Genomic DNA, 19453 nt, shown 5'->3' on the forward strand with positions numbered 1-19453 from the left:
GCGGCCAATGGATGGGATGTATGAATTGGAATGATAATATACTTATCTAGTCTATATCAATTAATTGGGTAGTATATTATTAGAGGAAGCTAAATCAACAGTTCAGCAACTGATTGATGGTACTTGCAACCTTTGAGGGGTTGGGAAGCATCGCCTGTTCCAGCGCCGTATTCATGGGAACTGCGGGCAGATTAAGTGCGCCCAGCACTTCAACAGGTGCGTCGAGCCATTGGAAACAGTTGCGTGAGATCCTACCTGCGAGTGCTTCTGCAAAGGAATTATTCTGTTGTTCCTCCGTCAACACCAGGCATTTTCCATGTTTCTTCACTGTATTGTAGACCAGCTCTTCATCCAGCGGGAAAAGTGTGCGGAGATCGATGATCTCTACCTGCCCGGGATATTGTTTAGCTGCTGCTTTCGCCCAGTAAACACCCATTCCGTAAGTAATGATACAGCAGGAGCTGCCTTCATTCACCTTTGCTGTATCCGCTTCTGCTACCACCATCCCTTTTCCGAAAGGAAGTACATAATCACGGGAAGGCTCATACGCTTTTGCATCTTCTGTACCCGGGACCTTGCTCCAGTAAAGACCTTTATGCTCCAGCATTACAACAGGGTTTGGGTCCAGGAACGCTGCCTTCATCAGACCTTTCATGTCTGCAGCGTTGGATGGATAGGCTATTTTGATGCCTTTGATAGATAACAGGGTGGTTTCGATGCTGCCACTGTGGTAAGGGCCACCACCTCCATAAGCTCCTATCGGAATGCGGATCACAGTTTGCACTGGAAATTTACCACAACTCAGGTAAGAAGATTTGGAGATTTCAGTTACCAATTGATTAAGGCCGGGATAGATATAGTCTGCGAACTGCACTTCAACGATGGGCTTGAGACCTACAGCGCTCATTCCCACAGTTGAACCGATGATATAGGCTTCCTGGATGGCAGTATTGAAAACGCGATGGTCTCCAAACTGCTCGGCTAATGTGGCGGCTTCGCGGAATACTCCACCAAGTCTCCTACCCACGTCCTGACCATAGAGCACTGCTTCAGGAAAATCTTCCATCAGTTCCCTGATGGCAAAGAGGGCTGCATCCACCATGATGATCTTGTCGCCTTTTCCATTTCCTGTTCTGTCGCCTTTCTCTTCTGTAACAGGCGTTGGAACAAATACATGGTCTGCAACGGTGGCGGGATCAGGTTCGGGGCTTTGAACCGCGAGTGCAAACTGGTTGTCTACAAATTGGGCGGCATCTGTTTCGATCTGCTGCAGGTCAATTTCAGGCACCCCTGACTCAAGTAATCTCCTTCGGAGTTTGGGGCCGGGATCATCCTGGAGATGTTTGTTCCAGTCTTCCTCCGAGCGGTAGAATTCTTTTCTCACACCGCTGGTATGATGGCCCAGCAGCGGTACTTTGGCCTGCACGAGATATGGACTGCGATGCTGACGAACATACTGGATGATGCGGCGCATATTGTCGAAACTCTCTTCGAAGTTACTACCGTCTATGCGTACGCGCCCCATGCCCGGAAATCCTGCGGCATAATCGTAAGCGTCCATTGCGCGTGCTTCGTCGGAACTAACGGAGATGCCCCAGTTATTATCCTGTACCAGGTAAATGACAGGAAGTTTTTTGAGGATGGCGAACTGGAATGCTTCGCTCACTTCACCTTCGGTAACGCTGGCGTCTCCGAGTGAACAGATCACTACAGGCAATTCGCCGGCCGGGCCAAGGGGTAAGGAATCTGCATGGATTTTCTCAAGGAACTGCAGCGCCTGTGCCACACCGGTAGTAGGGATCACCTGCATGCCGGTGGCGCTGCTCTGGTGGATGATGGTTGGTTTATCGTTGCCCCTGTAATTGGGGTGACTGTAATATTCGCGCCCACCGGTGAAGATGTCATCGCGTTTGGCGAGCAATTGCAGCATCAGTTGGTAGGGAGTGAATCCCAGGCCGAGGAGAATGCTCTCATCGCGGTAATACGGGCTTACATAATCACAGGGAAGGAGCTGGAAGGCAGTGGCCAGTTGAATGGCTTCGTGCCCGCGGGATGTGGAGTGTACATATTTACAAACCTGTCTGTTAGCTTCATATTTCTCAGCCATCGCCCTGGCAGTGCACATGAGGCGCCAGGCTTTTATCATGGTATCTATACTGGTCATAAAGTTGAAAGCGGGTATATCGGGCAAATGTAATAAAAACAATAACGATTGTTAGTTTGGTTGGGAATAAAACAAAAAAAAAGCCATCCCGCAGAAGCGGAACGGCTTTTCCTTGTAGTGATCTATAACTGTTATTTGATCTCGAGGTTCAACATGCTTTCATCTTCGATGAATGCTTCCAGTTCGTCTCCTACCACACACTCTCCTACTCCAGCAGGTGTGCCGGTAAAAACCAGATCTCCGATATTCACCGAAAAATAATTCGAAATGTGAGCGATCACTTTATCGAAACTATTGATCATGAGATTGGAGTTGCCTTGCTGAACAAGTTCTTTGTTTTTATAGAGACAGAAGTTCAGGTCTTTTTTATTTTTTACATTTTGAAAGGGAACCCATTTGCCGATCACAGCGGAGTTGTCCCATGCTTTTGCTTTTTCCCACGGTAAACCTTTCGCTTGCAGATCGCGTTGCACATCACGTGCAGTGAAATCGATACCGGCAGTAACTGCGTCGTAGTATTTGTTGGCAAACCTTTCCTGGATGTATTTTCCGTTCTTTGATATTCTTAACACCAGTTCGCATTCGTAATCCAGTTCGTTTGTGAATTCGGGATAGTAGAATGGAGTATGTGCCTGCAACAGAGCACTTTTAGGTTTCAGAAAAATAATCGGCTCATCTGGTACTTCGTTTCCCAATTCATTTGCGTGTGCCACGTAGTTACGGCCTACACAGAATATTTTCATACACAACAAAGGGTTTAACTGTGATAATTGTTTTCAAGTTTCATAACCTGGACAGGTGTGGGTACAGTTGCATAGAAATATTGAATATCAAATAATTAGTGGCTATTCCGGGATATTATTGCGAAAATAAAGATTCAAATTAACAAATCATAGTGGAAACTCCAATTTATTCACTTCGTTCATGGTGCGTTCAATGCCAATGTGGGCAACGTTTTCAATAATTTCAACGCTCTTTTCGATCTTGCGTAGAACTACTGGAATTTCTTCCTTCCACCACTTACTGAGAACAAACTCAGCTTGCATGCCTTTGGGATAATTGTTGCCGATCCCGAATCGCAATCTTGCATATTGATCGGTTCCCAAAGCTGCCTGAATACTTTTTAAACCGTTATGACCTGCATCACTACCCGAAGGTCTCAGTCGAAGTTTCGACAATGGCAATGCAAGATCATCGAGTACCACCAATACGTTTGAGGTTGCGATCTTTTCTTTGTCCAGCCAATACTTAACCGCCTTACCACTAAGGTTCATATAGGTGGTGGGCTTGATTATTATCAACTGTTTTCCACGATACTTAACTTCTGCAAGGTCTGCTAACCTGTCTGGCCGGAATGATGCGCCATGTTTGATTGCAAGTGCATCCGCCACTTCAAATCCAATATTGTGGCGGGTTCCTGCGTATTCTATGCCAATATTGCCTAAACCTACGATGAGGAATTTTGACATACATGAATCTTTAAAATCTGCCCCTGTTACTGATATTGTGTAAAGGTTATGTGGGAACGATTAGTGGTTTCGAGAGCAGGATCAAAAGGGTCTTCAGTAACAGGAAATTCAACCGGAAATAAAATAAAGCCCGGCATTTGTTTTCCGGGCTTGGATCAATATCTCAGTTCTTTCTTTTCTTTTAGTCTGATTACTTCTTGGCTGCAGGTTTAGCGGCTGCGCCTTTAGCAGGAGCTGCTGCTTCTTCCTGTTTCAGTTGACGTGTCATCACCACAGAAGCGATAGGAATACGTGGAGAGTTCAGGATCTCGATATTATCAGCCTTCACATCTTCAACACGGATATTTTCGTTCAGTTCCAGGTTGGTCAGGTCTACTTCGATATTCTCGCTCAGGTGCTCGGGAACAGCTTTCACTTTCAGTGATTTGATCTTGGTGATCAGTTTACCACCCGCTTTCACACCAGCAGAAGATCCTGTGAACTTGATGGGAATGGTGGCAACAACAGGTTTGCCGGCTATCAGTTCAAGGAAGTCGATATGGTTCAGTTCATCAGTAACCTTGTCGAATTGAATGTCTTTCAGGATAGTCCTGTAAGTCTTTCCATCCACTTTGATTTCTGCTACCTGAAATTCCGGAGTGTACACCAGCGGCTTAAAAGCCAGCACGGGAGCTGCAAAGCTAACTTCCTGTGCACCGCCATAAATTACACCAGGCACCAGGCCCTGAGAGCGAAGTTGGCGGGTGGCTTTTTTCCCGGTTTCGGTCCTCAGTTGTCCTTCGATTGTAATTGCTTTCATTTTTTATGTTTGTTTAAATTGAACGCTTGTTCTTTTTGCCAGGCTATTTGTTCCTCATCTGGCTATGGATGAACAGACCTGTGATACTTCTGTTCTCGTATGCATTTCGGATGGCTACTGCAAAAAGCTCGGCCACGCTCAGCACTTTGATCTTTTGGATCTTTTGCTTCAGGGGGATGGTATCGCAAACCACCAACTCATCCAGCACACTGTTCTCGATATTGGAGTAAGCATTGCCACTCAGTACCGGGTGTGTACATAATGCCCTTACACTTCTCGCTCCCTTTTCCATCAGCAGTCCTGCTGATTTTGCAAGGGTGCCGCCCGTATCACAGATATCATCGATAAGAACTACATCCCTGTCTGTAACATCACCTATCACAACCATGCTGGCGATCTCGTTTGCACGTTTACGGTGCTTATCGCAGATCACCATATCTGCATTGAAGTAGGTGGCAATTTCACGGATCCTGTTGGCGCTGCCTACGTCAGGGGCCGCAAAGGTAAGATTTTCCAGCTGAAGTTGCTGTATGTAGGGAATAAATATCGCGGAACTGTCCAGATGGTCCACAGGAATGTCGAAATAGCCCTGGATCTGGGGAGCGTGGAGGTCCATTGTGATCACCCTGTCTGCTCCTGCCGCCACTAACATATTGGCAATCAACTTAGAACCGATCGCTACACGGGGCTTGTCCTTCCTATCCTGACGGGCATAACCATAATAAGGGATCACCACCACAACTTTGTAGGCGGAAGCCCTTCTGGCTGCATCGATCATCAGGAGCAGTTCGAGAATGTTTTCGGCGGGGGCGAAAGTGGATTGAACCAGGAAAACCATATCACCACGGATACTTTCCTGGAAAACAGGCTGAATTTCACCATCACTGAATTTGGAGATCGTGATTTTGCCCAGCGTGGTGCCATATTGCTGTGCTATTTTTTCGGCGAGGTACTGAGACCCGGTGCCTGAAAATATCTTGACAGTTGTTTCCATACCGCATTAAAAATGTGCGGCGAAGATAAAGCTAAGGTTGGGATTAGGGGTTATTCCGGTCAATAATAATTTTTCACCTATGAACAGGAGAATAGGGTACGGACCAGCAGCAGGGTGCTGCAAAAAAGAAATAGAAAAAGAGCCGGCCTTGTTTCAGACCGGTTATTGATTATTATTGATTGGTAACGGTAAGCAATACCTGACGGCCACCGGGTCTTTCAACGGTAGTTTTCTTTTCTGCCATAGACTTTTTAGGATTGGCAGCATGAAAAATGGCAGAACAGATAAAGATGGAGAAGAAGAGCGCAACGAAATACATACCTGCGCAAAATAAGAACGGTTGATAGCCACCGATGGCAGAGAGTGTAGTTTTTCGCTTCATGGATAAAAGATTTTAAGGGCTTCTGAAAAAGTATTGGATTTTCTTCTGTTAATATAAACGCGGGAATGGGACAATTAGTATTTCCGCTGTTTATATTAATTGGGGTAAAATTAACAACCCGCGGTGAAGTATGCAAGCGAAAAAATACGCAAAGAGGAAGAAAATTTATGGGATCCAGAAATGGGCCATGGATGAGCGGCCCAGGGAAAGATTACTTAGTAAAAGCCCGCATCATCTTTCCAATGCAGAGTTGCTGGCGCTGATCCTGAATAGTGGTTCTTCTCAGAAAACCTCTATCGATCTGGCAACCGAGATCCTGAAATTGACAGAGAACAATCTCGCGGCATTGCAGCGAATAACCGTTCAGCAACTCATCGCCATCAAAGGCGTGGGACCTGCAAAGGCCGCGAAAGTGGCCGCCAGCCTTGAGTTGGCGAGGCGCATGCAGGCTGCCTTACCGGATCAGTTAGCCGAAGTGGGTGGCATCAAAGACGCCGCTTATTACTTACAGAAACGCTTCAGCTATTATTCACATGAGATTTTCGGTGTAATGTTCCTGAATAATGCCAATAGAGTGAAAGCGTTCTCCGTGATCAGTGAAGGAGGCATCACCGGAACCACCGTGGATGTACGATTGATCCTGAAAAAAGCGCTGGAAACTGAAGCTACCAAACTGATCCTGGGGCATAATCACCCTTCCGGCAATATGCAACCGAGCAAAGCAGATGAGGAGCTGACCGCCAGGATCAGGAATGCCGCCAAACAATTAGACATACAAGTGCTTGACCACCTCATCATCACCCAACAGGGCTATTTCAGTTTTGCCAATGAAGGAATGCTATAGCAATCAAGCCTGGGCAGTGGGGCCGCCGAAATTCATGGGAAGCTGGGTTTCCTCCAGGTCCTGGATCTTGCCGTTGATGCTTTCAAATCGGCTGATGTTCTCCGTTAGGGCCTTCATAAACCGCTTGGCATGCTGAGGGGTGAGGATTACCCTGCTCTTCACCTTGCTTTTGGGAGTTCCGGGCATCACATTCACAAAATCCACTACAAACTCTGCATGAGAATGTGTAATGATAACGAGGTTTGCGTATTGACCTTCAGCTATTTCCTCCGAGATCTCGATATTCAACTGATTGTTTGGTTCCTGCTGTTCTTGCATAAGTGTAGTATTGCTGCGAAGATAACCATCAGCCGGTTTTGAAATAAAAATTGGGGATATTTAAAATGATGAGGGCGGCATCCCATGGATCACCGCCCTCAATTGCTGGTTGAAAGGATTATTTAAGTGCGATCTTTTCCCGTATGATCCTCGGTCCTCCTGCTCCATTATAGGAATAATTGAGCGTGAAGGTCTTCGTTGCCGGATCGTATGTGTTCGGGCCCTGGTAATCGATATTGGGCGTTGCTCCGAATTTTGCAATGGAAACGGTATTGTCCCCATTGACGGTAAGGATCATCTGGTAACCTGCTCCTCCAAGGTCGCCGAGGTTTGCCTGCACGGAGTTGGGCTCAACTGTTACCAGCTCTTTGTCTTCATCGATATCCCTCTGTCCTGCAGTTGGGTGAATGAAAATACCTGAAGCATGATACAGTCCGTGATATTTATTTTTTACACGCAATGCAATCACCTGTTTACCGTAATTGCCGCTGATGGGATAGCTGGGTGAAGTAGAAGCGATCCTGAGCCCCAACGCATATTTTCCTGTTTCCAGGAAAGATGGGTTGATCACCGTTCCATTGAGTTCAGCTTCCCTGCTTCCTTTGGGAATGGTGATTTGTAAAGTTTGAAAATTATAATAGGCAGGAGGCAATGGCTCCAGCTCCCCGCCTGTACGATCATTGAATTCTGTAATCACAGCAGGGTCTACCACCAGTGTAACCTGGATATCTTCATAAGACGGCTGCTCGGATGCCAGGTTCACTGTCAGCATTTTCACGGTAGTATCGCCGGTGCTGAAGTTGAGTACTTGTCCGTAAGACCCGATAATGGGGCCCATCACTTCAACCACTTTGCTGTTCTTATCTATCACCACATTGGCCATGTGATCATCATAAGCCTCATCTTTCAGGCAACCCGTGCCGGCAATCATCAATAATCCGGCGCAGGAGAAAGCAAGGAATTTATTTCGTGTGTTCATATCAGTAAGATTTTAGCGTTGTTTATTTATCCCAGAACACTGGTGTCATGGGGGCAATACTTCCCTGTGCCTGAACATTGGCGCTGTTCACGGCATATTCCGCAGTAGGATAGATCAGTCGCACCGGAATGATCCTTGACCCTCTCGCCGGATTCACAGAGAGCGGAACATTGGCAGGTACGCCTAATCTCCTGTAATCGTTCCATGCTTCCAGCGGGTTGATGCCAATGAGGGCGATGTATTTTTGTCTGAGGATGAATTTCACTTTTGAATCCACAGTGGCGCCTGCATTGGCCCAATCGGCTCCTTCGGTTTCAAGGAAGGCGGCTGCTTCATCATCTGCATCTTCCACACCCAACCAGTAAAAGGATTCATACACTGCATCTTCATAAGCTTCCTGTGCATCACCTGCCAGCCAACCCCTGGCCACTGCTTCGGCGCGGAGGAAAAGGCTTTCAACAGAAGTGATGATCCATTGGTCCTGGTCAAATCCCTTCACCAGACCTGCCCCGATATTCGAAGTGCGGTCTCCGTTGAAGTTCACATCCGGGTCACTTCCATATACGTTACCCACATAAGGCACTGCGGGGTTCAATGGTGAAGGCGCAGGTTTGAAGAAGTATCCCAGCCTTGGATCTGCGCCATTTCTCAGCACATTGATGATATACGCATTGGCCCGGAAATACTCATTGGCCTGGTTGCCGGAAGGAGTGAGACCATAAGCGCCATAGAAAGGACTTTGCTTATTGGCATCATTCACATAACCCGGATTGGCCGCAGCGCTTTCATCAAAGCTCAACACTCCGCCTTTGGCTTCGATCTTGGCCAGTTCGGCAGTGGGATTGGGATTGATGAGGCTGGTGCGGAGCAACAGACGCAGTTTGATGGTATTGGCAAACTTCTCCCATAAACTGTGATCGCCATGAAACACGATATCTACTTTTTCATCAATAGCTGTAGGAGAAGATGCTTCCATAAGACTGATGGCAGTATCCAGCTTATCCTGAAGTGAAGCATAAATATCTTCACCTTTATCATAAGCCGGTGTGGGGAATTCAAGTGGCTTGAATGCCTGTGAGTACGGAACATTTCCATACAGGTCTACCAGGTTCTGGAAAAGGTGGGCTTTGGCGATCATCGCCATGGCGCGCATATAGGTCTGGCCTTTTTCATTGGCCTTTCTCTCTGCCACATCCAGGTCAAAGAGCACGTTGTAAATGTTGGCCCATTTTGTTTCCTGGAATGAGCTGGTGATATTATAGGTAGACTCTTCCGTATTGGGGTTATAGGAACCTGACGGTGACCAATAACCGATCCAGTTGGCGAGCCATCCATAAGCGAGTGCGGTTTGTGCTCCTGTTGCGCTCAATGCATTCGGGATGATCAGGTCAGCGGTGATATTGGATTCAGTCACCGCATTCGGATTCTTGTTGATGTCCAGTTGTTTCTTACATCCCGCCAAACCTGCTGAGAGCAAAGCAACAGGCAGTATTATTTTATAAATAGATTGTTTCATTGTAATAAAAATTTAGAAGGTCAGCGTAATGTATCCTCCAAAAGTTCTGGCAGGCGGCGTAGAGAACACGTTGTTCAAACCGAAAGTGTTCCCTGCAGCAGTATAGTTGAACTCAGGATCTGTCCATTGGTTGGATGATGGTATGAACGCAAACAGGTTACGACCGGTAAAACCAACTACAGCTTTCTTGATCACCTGTCCTTCTCCAACAAACTTGAAAGGAAGCGAGTAAGAGATAGCTACTTCGCGCAATTTCCAGTAAGCAGCGCTGGAGAAATAGTTGGTGGCGATAGATGTATTGGTAGCACCCACAGCCCAGAAGCTACGACCTCCACTGGAGGTGGTTACGGTTGTGTTCTCAACCAACTTACCGGTACCATCGTCATATACAGAGTTAGGGAATACGAAACGCTGACGGCCGAATTGTGCACTGCGTCCTGAGATACCTGTGAAGTCCATATCGGAACCGATACCATGATAAGCGTAATGACCTCCTTTATAATCCCAGGTCATGGAGATGGTAAGCCCTTTCCAGGTAAAGCTGGGATTGAAACCGAGCGTCCACAATGGCATTGATCTTCCCCGGACCACCAGGCTGTCTTCCAGGCTTGGGTCTCCGGTGATCCTGTCTACAATTACACGGCCCTGAGCATCGCGAGCGTAATCACTGAGCTTGAACACGAATGCAGGTTTGCCCACGATAGCATAGTTGAATGCATCAGGAGAGCTGGCAGCGATCTGCGTGAACTGATTGGTGCCGCCGATGGCGAGCTCATTGATGCCGGGAAAGAGAGAAATGATTTTATTGTCGTTATAAGTAGCATTGAATCCGAAATTGAGCCTTCCGGATCCGATCTTCACCAGCGGTGTAAGATTAAGATCGATCTCAACACCGTAGTTCTTGAAGTCTGCGGTATTGGTCCTGTATAAAGTGGGACCGGCTGCGGCCGATTGCTGTACGTCCAGGATCTGGTCAGTATTTTTCTGTGTGTAGTAAGTTACATCCAGGTTGTACCTGTTCTTCATGAATCCGAGCTCGATACCTATTTCTTTTGAATTCACTTTTTCAGGCTGGATCAGCGGATTGGTAACGAAATTATCTGCACCAAAACCACCGAGGTTTCCATAAGGGAATCCACCTGACTGGCTGAATGTAGGTTCCAGGGCATAAGTGCCGAGGTTCACGTTTGCTGATTTTGACCATGATCCACGCAGTTTGGCATAGGAAAGAATTTTACTTTCTCCCAGTGCAGGGATCGCATCGGTGAGTAAGAATGAGGCACTCACTGCAGGATAGAAGTAGGAATTGTTATCGATGTTGAGACGGCTGTCCCAATCATTGGCTGCGGAGAATTCCAGGTTGGCCCACCCCTTATAGTTCAGGCTTGCCTGACCAAAAAGTGATATCAGCCTGTTCTTTGTATTGCCCTCAAACCCTACTGCTTCACCCGATCTGTTACTCAGGTTGAAGAGATAAGGCACCACCAGGTTGTTACCGGTGGTGGTCATATTCTTGGTGCGGTTCTCGCGATATCTTCCACCAACGATATAATTCACTGTGAAATCAGCAGGTAATTCTTTTCTGCCATTGAGGAAAAACTCGTGTGTAATGCGGCTGGCGAAATCACTTCCATCAGCCACGCTACCCGGCGCAGCATCAAATTGCTGACCACGATGGTCCTGTGCAAACTGAGTAGTTTCGATGGGTTGGTTCTCGTTCTTGAAAGTGCCATAAGAAAAAGATGTACCCACACGGTAAGTGGCCTGCAGCCATTCAAAGAAATTATAGTTAAGCTCCAGGGCACCGAGCAGGTTATCATTCCTGCCTTTGGAGCGGTGCGCTTCAATAGCCCAGTATGGATTCACGAAATACTCATTGTAATAGTTGGAGTATTGTGCATACTTGTTGTTCTTGATGTCCTTGTAAGTAGTGAGGGGCACATGCATCGGCGTGTTGAGCACGGTGAAGTATACGCTACCGTTGTAGCTGCTGGCAAAGCGGCCTGCATAGGCTGCATTGTTCACCACATTGTAATTGCTCTGAACATAATTGAGGTTGAGCGTTGCTTTGAATTTTCCGTATTCCTTGGTGGTGTTGATACGGAGTGAATTCCTCTTGTTCTGGTCTTTCGGCATCAGACCTTTCAGGTCAGCCAGTTGAGCGGACATGTAGAAGTCTTTTGCAGAGAAAGCCACATCGGTCTGCACCGTAAGACCATTACCCCAGAATTTTCTCTTCTCATTCTTGAGCGGGCTGTATCGTACACGCTGAATATCGCCATCTTCGAGTTCAGGACCGAGATCCACCATTTCGCCATTGAATTCGGGGCCGAATTGCTGGTTCTCGATGGGGTCATACAATGGGCGCCCCAATGCATCTTCGGAAGTACCACCACCAAAGCGGGATTGCATTTTGGGGAGGAAGCTTACCCTGGCAAGCTGAACGGACTGTCCTACCTGCAGATAAGGTTTGGATGAACCTCTTTTGGTGGTAACGAGGATCACACCGTTTACACCATCAGGACCATACAAGGCTGCGGCGGATGCGCCTTTGAGCACGTTCACATCCTCCACATCGTTCGGGTTCAGTACAGAGATGAAGCTGAGCGAAATGGGGATATTGTCCACCACCAGCAATGGTTGGTTGTTACCCGTGAGTGAACGGAGACCGCGGAGGTTGATCTTGGTTTCTTCAAACACACCGCTGTTCACCGTGGTGATGCTGAGACCGGAAACCTTACCTGTAAGACCGTTTTGCAGGTTAACGGTCTTGGCCTGGGTGATCTCACTGTTACGCACACGCGCAGTAGAGTATCCCAGTTCCCTGGCCTGGCGGCGTACACCCAGGGCAGTAACTACAACTTCCTGGAGGTTGCCCGTTTTTACGAGCGTAACAGAAAGTATGTCGCTGGTGCCTACTGTTACTTCGGTGGGTTCGGTTCCTACTGCAGAGAAAACCAAAACATCCCCGGTGGCCGCTAAAATTCTGAAATTTCCGTTGACGTCTGAGGTAACGCCTTTACCTGTAGATTTGAGAGTAACTGAAGTGAAAGGAACGGGTTCTCCCTGATTATCCCGGACCTGACCGGTAATATACCGGCTTTGGGCAGTTGCGGATACATGTAATAGTACCAGCACTGCAAGCAGTGACAGAATTTTTCTCATGTGACTAGTGAGTTTAAATTTGAACTGTGTAAATATAGGAAGTTTTAAAACTTCCCAAAAAAATGTTAAAACAGGGAGCGGATTATATTGGTAGACAATTGGAAAATTGAAAATGCTGCCAAAAAAACAAAATGTTTATAAAAAGAAAAAAACGCTGCGGCCCGCCCCAGTAGAGGATCCGGAGGTTTTCGAATAACCGAATGATTGATAATCCGTTACATACTGCGGTTAACTGCACCCCTGATTTCCTTTATTAATGAAGTTGGAACAGCCATTGAACCCGGAATTCATTTGAAACACCGGTTTCCACTTGCTCCTCCGGCATTTTTACTCCTGAAGGGCGCAATGCGAACGCATATTTGACCCAGCATTCCGCAGATAATTTTTTCTTCATGCCCGGCGAATGCCTCTTTTCTTTCTTATAACGGATAAGAACATACGAACGAATTGCATTGCCGGCAAATGCTGGCATGGAATAACTGTATAACAGATCGCGTTCATAACTATAGATCCTGCTCTGGTAACCACCGGTTTCATAAAAATGTAGCCTTGCATTGAACATCCATTTCCTGTCCGGTTTGTAGCTGCCCTCCAGCCAGCAACTGAAACCTGTTTCCTGCAATGCACTTTTGCTGCCCGTTACCAGGTATTCTGTTCTTTGTGTGAATACACAGCGGGAACTCATCTCCCAGCGCCATTGAAAGCGCCACTGCCTTCTCTGTTGCCAGGCAGGGAACTTCAAAGCAAGGCTGTCCGACTGGTTCACTGGCTTGGACGATAACTGGTACCTGCATTGTAAGCTGATCTTTTTGGAAGGCTGGTGAACCACCAACAACAAGTGCTCATATCCGTTAGCTGGCGCATCGATCCGGTATTTCAACCAGGGGAAGCGGAATATATCGAATGTGGACTGTACCTTCCAACTACGTGAAGGCTGCCATTCCACACGCAGACCGATGCCTTCCTCATTGGATACTGCAGCGCTTTGTGAAACCGCACTGCTGAACATGCTCTGGAACTCCTTGCTGAAATACCGGTAGCCCAATCCCAACTGCAAAGCAGGGTGCAGACTGCAAAGCAGGCCATTGGTGAAAGCCAGCGCATTCCTTCTGTCTATCGCAGCTTCCCCGAAAAAATGAATATTACGGACCGTGATGCTGTAATCAACACTGGCATTAGACCAACGATTTCCTTCAATGGCAAACAGTTTGTATAAAGGTGCAGGCCTGCGCACCGGAACTCCGAACTGGTACTGAACTGCATTCAATCCCAACTGCCAGGCAGCTTTTCTCCAGCGAAGACTGGCGCCTGTGGTGAACAGCGGCGCCGATTGCTTTGCTTTTTGTTCTGATGGTGTACGATGATATCCACTAAGGATAAAATTGCTGAAATAAGTTCCGGCACTGTCCTGTTTCAAATGCGCCGATAATTTTCTGTACGAAGCGAATGCAGTGAATTGCAGGTCCCGCTTCCCGATGGTAAATCCTGCGCCACGATGAAAATTGAATTCACCTGCCGAACTGTAAGGCTGCAAAACATCAGTTTGTTTTTTGAGCGAAAGCACAGCTCCAAAAGCATAATTCATCCCCTGCCACTGGATCAGTCCCTGTCCCATATTCACCTGGAAATCGCCCAGTGCCACCATTTGGAAAGGGCCGGCCCTTCTGGCAAAGAAATGGATGGAATAAAAATCGAAGCCATTTTTTTGTGCGCCCTGAAAGAATCCTTCGCCCGCATCTTTTTCAGCTGCAAATCCCCACTGCAGCTGCTTTCCAATCTTATAACGATACCGGATGAACGAAGACGGGCTTTCTGCACCGAACAGCTTCCCACTCCTAAGCAGCAGGTTCTTCTCCCCTCCCCGGAACCTTTGAAAAAAGGGCAGGTCTGCAGCTTCATCCGCTGCAATACTGATAAATGGTAAAACCTTCAGGATAGTTCCCTGGTCCCATCCCGGAACGGCCTGCAACTCATAAATGCTTAGCAGATTCCCGAATGTTTTACGGTACAGCAGGAGACTCCTGATCTGCCAGGGCTGTAGCAACTGAAGACTTTGCAGCTCTTCTTCATTTGCAGTGTTCAATCGCAGAGGCCGCCTTCTATAGGCCACGGCCTCCTGCCACTGCCCGTCATCTTCCGGCAACGCTTCTTCGCGCATCAGTTGCTGCTCCATTTGCAGCTCCTGCATCTCCAGATGTTCTTCTTCTTCCTGGCTCCATCCCCTGAATCCCAGGACCAATAATAAAGTCAGTTGGACCAGCTTTTTCATAACCCTCCTTTTTTTGTTCCTGAAACAATCAGTAATACGCCGGGTGAAAATCCCAGCAAAGCCTGGTAACTACCGGTAACGCCTAACTGAAAAATGCCCGACTGCCATTTTACCCTGACAGATGGATGGGTTTCCGTCAACTCCATGAAGCAACTGGCCATCAGGTGATGGCCTGCTTTGTAATGAATAGCGGCCAGAACAGAGGCAGGCTGAGCTTCGTGTTTGAAGAAACTGCCTTCCATCAAAAGGGCAGGCGCCAGCAGTAATCCTAAACCCGTTGAATAACCGTAGGCAACCCTTTCATCCGCATCGGCGTTCAATAATTTTCCGGAGAGATGATACAATTGCCAGCCGGCAGAAAGCAGTGGGCTCAGTTGCCAGGCTGCGCCGATACCCGCGCTGAGCCATCCTTTATTGCCATAGCCGGTAGTGCTCTGTGCCGTGTAATTCATTTGCGCGCCCAAAGAAACCCTGCCCAGTTTTCTTCCAAATGCCAGTGAACTTTGCCATTGATGATATACCGGCAGCCCGGAATAATCCATCGAGAAAGCCCATCCACCACCTGCGGCGGGCGCACCTGCAATGATTGAATATTGCCTGAGCTCTTTCAGCAGGAATTTCTTTTCAACCCAGGCCCCGGAATGGAACTGTGTGATGCCGCCGAGTGCAGCGGGGTTAATTTTAGATGAAAATATATCGGCAAACTCTTGATTATAAGCAGCGGCATGCATGGGTTGCAGCGCTGCAGGACGGATGATTTGGGCAACAGAACGTACGCTCAGCGTACATAACAGGCCCCAGAGAAGTGTTTTCAAATAGTAGATTTTCCATGGAAACAAAAAACGAGGAAAGTTTTACTATTCGTTCCATTTAAATTTCTTCAATTACCTTTGCGCCATGCAAATCTTAGACGGACAAGTTGTATCCCAGGCCACAAAGGACGAACTCAAAATGAAAGTAGGCCAGTTGATCGCAGCAGGAAAAAAAGTACCCCACCTCGCAGCAGTACTGGTTGGGAGTAATGGCGCCAGTGAAACCTATGTTGGCTCCAAAGTGAGGACCTGCGAAGAGATCGGATATAAATCCACACTGCTCCGCCTCCCGGAAGACATCAGTGAATTCAAACTGTTACAGGCCATCGAAGACCTTAACAATGATCCCGATGTTGATGGTATCCTGGTACAATTACCGCTCCCCAAACATATTTCCGAAGCCAAAGTGATCGAAACCATCGACCCATCAAAAGACGTGGACGGCTTCCATCCGATGAGTGCAGGAAAACTGGTACAGGGGCTTCCCACATTCGTTTCCGCAACGCCGCACGGCATTATGCTGATGCTGGAACATTATAAGATCGAAACCAAAGGCAAACATGCCGTGGTGATCGGACGCAGCAATATCGTTGGCCGCCCTATGAGCATCCTGCTCAGCGCCAATACCAATCCCGGCAACTGCACCGTGACCGTTTGCCATTCGCAAACTAAGAACCTGAAAGAGATCTGCCTGCAGGCCGACATCATTGTAGCTGCATTGGGCAGACCTGAATTTGTTACTGCCGATATGGTGAAAGAAGGCGCTGTGGTGATCGATGTTGGTATCACCCGCGTGGCCGATACCACCAAAAAAAGAGGCTACTCCATTAAAGGTGATGTAGATTTTCAGAACGTAGCGCCAAAGTGCAGCTATATTACACCGGTTCCCGGCGGCGTAGGCCCCATGACCATTGCAGCGCTGATGGCCAATACCTACCGTGCCTGCATGGAAAGGAACTAGCATTGTTCATCATTACCCTAACTTTGCATCATGTCTGACATCGTAACCACTCAGCAACTTCCTGTGATGGAATATTTCTACACCCTGCAGGGTGAAGGCTATCACCAGGGAAGAGCCGCTTACTTTATCCGCCTCGGCGGTTGTGATGTTGGCTGCGTATGGTGCGATGTGAAAGATAGCTGGGACGCTTCCAAACATCCTTTACTGAGCCTGGAAACCATTGTGGAAGGCGCTGCCCGATTCCCCGGCCGCATTGCCATCATTACCGGCGGTGAACCACTGATGCATGATCTCGGCCCTCTCACAGATGCCCTGCACGATGCCGGTTTCCAAACACATATCGAAACCTCCGGCGCCCATCCGCTCAGCGGAGAATGGGACTGGATCTGCCTTTCGCCCAAAAAATTCAAAGCGCCCCTTCCGGAAATTCTTCCCCTGGCCAATGAATTGAAAGTAGTGGTATACAATAAAAGCGATTTCGAATGGGCCGAAAAATATGCAGCACAGGTTGGCGCCCACTGCAAGCTCTACCTGCAGCCGGAATGGAGCAAAAGCCAGCAGGTGACCCCGCTCATTATCGATTATATCAAGGACCATCCCCAATGGGAATTCTCACTGCAACTGCACAAATACATTCATGTACCCTGATCCAAAAGGAATTATCCTTTCCGTAGAATAAACGGCATGCGTATGCGTTTTTAATTTTTGGCACTATCTTTCCATCAGGAACTGACATTAAAAACACCGTCATGGGTTTCAAGCAACTCTGTACCATATTAATCGCCTTTGTATTCACTATCCAGATCAGCCAGGCCCAGTATGATCCGGAAAAGATCAATAGGAAAGTGGCAGCCCTCTACGAGCAGGCCATCACTACAGCCCAGGACGGTAATTTCAATGAGGCCCTCAAAATTTTGCAAAATGCCGTTGCCAAAGAACCAAAGTTCCTGGACGCCTGGCTCAGTATCGGTGGCCTTCATGGCGAAATGAAACAATACCAGCAAGCCATCGATGCCTACGAAAAAGCAAAAGCTATCGACAGTATTTATTTCAGGGATTACAACCTGCCCTACTCTATCAACCTCGCAGGCAAAGGCGATTTCGAAAAAGCGCTTGCCGCCATCAACGATTTCCTCAGTATCAGCAACCTCAGCGATAAAAGCAGGATGGTGGGAGAATACAGGAAGAAAAGCTACCGGTTCGCCATCAACTACGCAAAGCAAAAACCATTGGGGGCTTACCGTTTCGAGCCCACGAACCTTGGCGACAGTATCAATTCGTCCAACTCAGAATATTATCCCACCATCACCATCGACGGAAAAGAACTGATCTTCACGCGCCGCGTGAACGGGATCAATGAAGACTTCTACGGGGCCAGCAGGAATGGTGCAGGATGGCATGCCGCAAAGCCGCTCAGCGGCAATATCAACACACAAAGCAATGAAGGTGCTCAGAATATTTCGCAGGATGGTCAATGGCTGATCTTTACCGGCTGCAATTTTCCTGGTGGCGCCGGCAGTTGCGACCTCTACATTTCCTATCTCACCCCCAATGGCTGGAGCGAACCTGAAAGCCTTGGCAACCGCATCAATACAGAAGCATGGGAATCCGCACCCTCGCTTTCGCCCGATAAGAAAGAATTGTATTTCGCCAGTAACCGTCCCGGCGGATTTGGTGGCAGTGATATCTGGGTGAGCCGCCTCCTGCCCAACGGAAGATGGGGCGAGCCCGAGAACCTGGGCCCCGCTATCAATACCGGCGGGGAAGAAAGTTGTCCATTCATCCATGCAGACAACCATACATTCTACTTCACTTCGAATGGGCATCTGGGTTATGGAGGCGATGATCTTTTCATTTCCCGGAAGCAGTCCGATGGTCAATGGAGCAAACCTGTGAATCTCGGTTACCCCATCAACACCATCGAGAATGAAGGTAGCCTCGTTGTGTCTGCCGATGGCAAAACAGCCTGGTATGCCAGTGATCGCAGCGATAGCCGCGGCGGCCTCGACCTCTATACTTTCGAGCTGCGCAGCGATATCCGTCCTGCACGCACACTCTGGGTCAAGGGCAAAGTGTTCGACAAGAAAACCGGCCAGGGTCTTCCTTCCGCAGTAGAGCTGACCGATCTTGGCACGCAGGCACTGCTCAGCAAAATACAGACAGACGAAACTGGTCATTACCTGGTAACACTTCCTGTAGGAAAAGACTATGCCTTCAACGTGAACCGGAAAGGCTATCTGTTCTACTCTGAAAATTTCTCTCTGAGCCAGCAAACCGATTCTGTATTCAATATCGATATTCCGTTGCAACCGATCGAAGCTGATGCCACCATCGTGCTGCGCAATGTATTCTTCGATGTCAACAAATTCGATCTAAAACCCGAATCTACTTCGGAGCTCGATAAACTGGCAGCATTACTCCACGATAATCCAACCGTCCGCATCCAGCTCAGCGGTCATACAGACAATGTTGGCAAAGCGGAAGATAACCTGGTGCTCTCCAACAACCGCGCGCAGGCCGTAGTGAAATACCTTGTAGCAAAGGGCATCGATCAGCAGCGCCTTACCTTCAAAGGATATGGCGCAACGCAACCTGTTGCCGGCAACGATACCGAAGAAGGCCGTGCAAAGAACAGGAGAACCGAACTCAAAGTGATCAGTCAATGATTTACTGTTTTTGTCAGGCAGGCAGGCCGGTGAAGGGGTTATGAAACGCTGGCTGTAAAATATACCGCCGCGGGAGAATATTTGTTGAGCTTTGGAGGGGAGAGATGGGGCTTTT

Annotated in this window: 16 protein-coding genes; 4 read left to right on the forward strand and 12 right to left on the reverse strand. The window is 48.0% G+C overall.

Features of this window, described 5'->3' with window-relative positions:
* Nucleotides 1–94: 94 nt before the first annotated feature.
* From D9Y29_RS07770 to D9Y29_RS07795, 6 genes are all read right to left on the reverse strand, one after another.
* Nucleotides 95–2164 carry an alpha-ketoacid dehydrogenase subunit alpha/beta gene (locus D9Y29_RS07770; protein WP_127126698.1) on the reverse strand — a complete coding sequence of 690 codons (2070 nt, stop codon included), beginning with the start codon at nt 2162–2164 and terminating at the stop codon, nt 95–97.
* A gap of 131 nt (nt 2165–2295) precedes the next feature.
* Entirely contained in the window at nt 2296–2907 is a 612-nt protein-coding gene (locus D9Y29_RS07775; RefSeq protein WP_127126700.1) for a fumarylacetoacetate hydrolase family protein, read from the reverse strand.
* A gap of 147 nt (nt 2908–3054) precedes the next feature.
* On the reverse strand, nt 3055–3633 hold the full coding sequence (gene pth / locus D9Y29_RS07780; RefSeq protein ID WP_127126702.1) for an aminoacyl-tRNA hydrolase: 579 nt from the start codon (nt 3631–3633) through the stop codon (nt 3055–3057).
* Nucleotides 3634–3823: 190 nt separating this feature from the next.
* The gene (locus D9Y29_RS07785; RefSeq protein WP_127126704.1) at nt 3824–4432 is read right to left on the reverse strand and encodes a 50S ribosomal protein L25; all 609 of its coding nucleotides are present in this window, start codon (nt 4430–4432) and stop codon (nt 3824–3826) included.
* A 43-nt stretch (nt 4433–4475) separates the two neighbouring features.
* A complete protein-coding gene (locus tag D9Y29_RS07790; protein ID WP_127126706.1) occupies nt 4476–5426 on the reverse strand; it encodes a ribose-phosphate pyrophosphokinase in 951 nt (316 codons plus the stop codon).
* 172 nt (nt 5427–5598) lie between these two features.
* Complete coding sequence (locus D9Y29_RS07795) at nt 5599–5808, reverse strand: hypothetical protein (RefSeq protein ID WP_127126708.1); 210 nt, start codon at nt 5806–5808, stop codon at nt 5599–5601.
* Between the two features lie 130 nt (nt 5809–5938).
* On the opposite strand from D9Y29_RS07795, the gene radC reads away from it, so the two are divergent.
* Nucleotides 5939–6652 carry a RadC family protein gene (gene radC, locus D9Y29_RS07800; RefSeq protein ID WP_127126710.1) on the forward strand — a complete coding sequence of 238 codons (714 nt, stop codon included), beginning with the start codon at nt 5939–5941 and terminating at the stop codon, nt 6650–6652.
* A gap of 3 nt (nt 6653–6655) precedes the next feature.
* Here the strand turns inward: radC and D9Y29_RS07805 are convergent, their stop codons facing one another.
* The 6 genes from D9Y29_RS07805 to D9Y29_RS07830 all read right to left on the reverse strand — a co-directional run bounded on the left by D9Y29_RS07805 (nt 6656) and on the right by D9Y29_RS07830 (nt 15714).
* Complete coding sequence (locus D9Y29_RS07805) at nt 6656–6970, reverse strand: DUF3467 domain-containing protein (RefSeq protein WP_127126712.1); 315 nt, start codon at nt 6968–6970, stop codon at nt 6656–6658.
* A 118-nt stretch (nt 6971–7088) separates the two neighbouring features.
* Nucleotides 7089–7949 carry a BT_3987 domain-containing protein gene (locus D9Y29_RS07810; RefSeq protein WP_127126714.1) on the reverse strand — a complete coding sequence of 287 codons (861 nt, stop codon included), beginning with the start codon at nt 7947–7949 and terminating at the stop codon, nt 7089–7091.
* 22 nt (nt 7950–7971) lie between these two features.
* Complete coding sequence (locus tag D9Y29_RS07815; protein ID WP_127126716.1) at nt 7972–9465, reverse strand: SusD/RagB family nutrient-binding outer membrane lipoprotein; 1494 nt, start codon at nt 9463–9465, stop codon at nt 7972–7974.
* 12 nt (nt 9466–9477) lie between these two features.
* On the reverse strand, nt 9478–12630 hold the full coding sequence (locus tag D9Y29_RS07820) for a SusC/RagA family TonB-linked outer membrane protein (RefSeq protein WP_127126718.1): 3153 nt from the start codon (nt 12628–12630) through the stop codon (nt 9478–9480).
* A gap of 253 nt (nt 12631–12883) precedes the next feature.
* Nucleotides 12884–14899, reverse strand: a complete 2016-nt coding sequence (locus D9Y29_RS07825; protein ID WP_127126720.1) for a ComEA family DNA-binding protein — start codon at nt 14897–14899, stop codon at nt 12884–12886.
* Complete coding sequence (locus D9Y29_RS07830; RefSeq protein ID WP_127126722.1) at nt 14896–15714, reverse strand: hypothetical protein; 819 nt, start codon at nt 15712–15714, stop codon at nt 14896–14898. Before D9Y29_RS07830 ends, D9Y29_RS07825 begins: the two co-directional genes overlap by 4 nt.
* 82 nt (nt 15715–15796) lie before the next feature.
* On the opposite strand from D9Y29_RS07830, the gene folD reads away from it, so the two are divergent.
* The 3 genes from folD (at nt 15797) to D9Y29_RS07845 (ending at nt 19338) form a co-directional block, all read left to right on the forward strand.
* On the forward strand, nt 15797–16672 hold the full coding sequence (gene folD, locus D9Y29_RS07835) for a bifunctional methylenetetrahydrofolate dehydrogenase/methenyltetrahydrofolate cyclohydrolase FolD (RefSeq protein WP_127126724.1): 876 nt from the start codon (nt 15797–15799) through the stop codon (nt 16670–16672).
* A gap of 30 nt (nt 16673–16702) precedes the next feature.
* Nucleotides 16703–17320 (forward strand): 7-carboxy-7-deazaguanine synthase QueE, encoded by a 618-nt coding sequence (locus D9Y29_RS07840; protein WP_241237872.1) that lies wholly within the window; start codon nt 16703–16705, stop codon nt 17318–17320.
* Nucleotides 17321–17421: 101 nt separating this feature from the next.
* On the forward strand, nt 17422–19338 hold the full coding sequence (locus D9Y29_RS07845) for an OmpA family protein (protein WP_127126726.1): 1917 nt from the start codon (nt 17422–17424) through the stop codon (nt 19336–19338).
* Nucleotides 19339–19453 lie beyond the last annotated feature (115 nt).

Origin of the sequence: Pseudoflavitalea rhizosphaerae (assembly GCF_003991355.1) — a bacterium.
GTDB classification, from domain to species: Bacteria; Bacteroidota; Bacteroidia; order Chitinophagales; family Chitinophagaceae; genus Pseudobacter; species Pseudobacter rhizosphaerae.